Here is a 1,132-nt window from a genome sequence, read left to right on the forward strand (position 1 = left end):
GAGGCGAACGCGGGGAACTGAAACATCTAAGTACCCGTAGGAACAGAAATCAATTGAGATTCCCTGAGTAGCGGCGAGCGAACGGGGATTAGCCCTTAAGCTGATGACTGATTAGGAGAACGGTCTGGGAAGGCCGACCATAGTGGGTGATAGTCCCGTATCCGAAAATCTGATTCAGTGAAAACGAGTAGGTCGGGGCACGTGTAACCTTGACTGAACATGGGGGGACCATCCTCCAAGGCTAAATACTCCTGGCTGACCGATAGTGAACCAGTACCGTGAGGGAAAGGCGAAAAGAACCCCGGAGAGGGGAGTGAAATAGATCCTGAAACCGTGCACGTACAAGCAGTCGGAGCCCGCTTTGTTGGGTGACGGCGTACCTTTTGTATAATGGGTCAGCGACTTATTCTCAGTAGCGAGGTTAACCATCTAGGGGAGCCGTAGGGAAACCGAGTCTGAATAGGGCGTTTAGTTGCTGGGAATAGACCCGAAACCGGACGATCTACCCATGGCCAGAGTGAAGGTGCGGTAACACGCACTGGAGGCTCGAACCCAAGTATGTTGAAAAATGCTGGGATGAGCTGTGGGTCGGAGTGAAAGGCTAATCAAGTCCGGAGATAGCTGGTTCTCCCCGAAAGCTATTTAGGTAGCGCCTCGTATCTCACCACCGGGGGTAGAGCACTGTTTCGGCTAGGGGCCCATCCCGGGTTACCAAACCGATGCAAACTCCGAATACCGGTGAGTGCAGTGCGGGAGACACACGGCGGGTGCTAACGTCCGTCGTGGAGAGGGAAACAACCCAGACCGCCAGCTAAGGTCCCCAAATTCCAGTTAAGTGGGAAACGATGTGGGAAGGCTTAGACAGCTAGGAGGTTGGCTTAGAAGCAGCCATCCTTTAAAGAAAGCGTAATAGCTCACTAGTCGAGTCGGCCTGCGCGGAAGATGTAACGGGGCTCAAACTGGATACCGAAGCTGCGGCAGTGTGCTTAGGCATACTGGGTAGGGGAGCGTTGTGTAAGTCTGTGAAGGTGTGTTGAGAAGCATGCTGGAGATATCACAAGTGCGAATGCTGACGTGAGTAACGATAATGCGGGTGAAAAACCCGCACGCCGAAAGACCAAGGTTTCCTGCG

Annotated in this window: 1 rRNA gene; it reads left to right on the forward strand. The window is 53.4% G+C overall.

Annotated elements, in window-relative coordinates:
- A 23S ribosomal RNA gene (locus ISO4_RS16815) occupies positions 1 to 1,132 on the forward strand; the annotation flags it as partial.

It is taken from the genome of Alloalcanivorax venustensis ISO4 (assembly GCF_015356855.1).
In the GTDB taxonomy this organism is placed as follows: domain Bacteria; phylum Pseudomonadota; class Gammaproteobacteria; order Pseudomonadales; family Alcanivoracaceae; genus Alloalcanivorax; species Alloalcanivorax venustensis.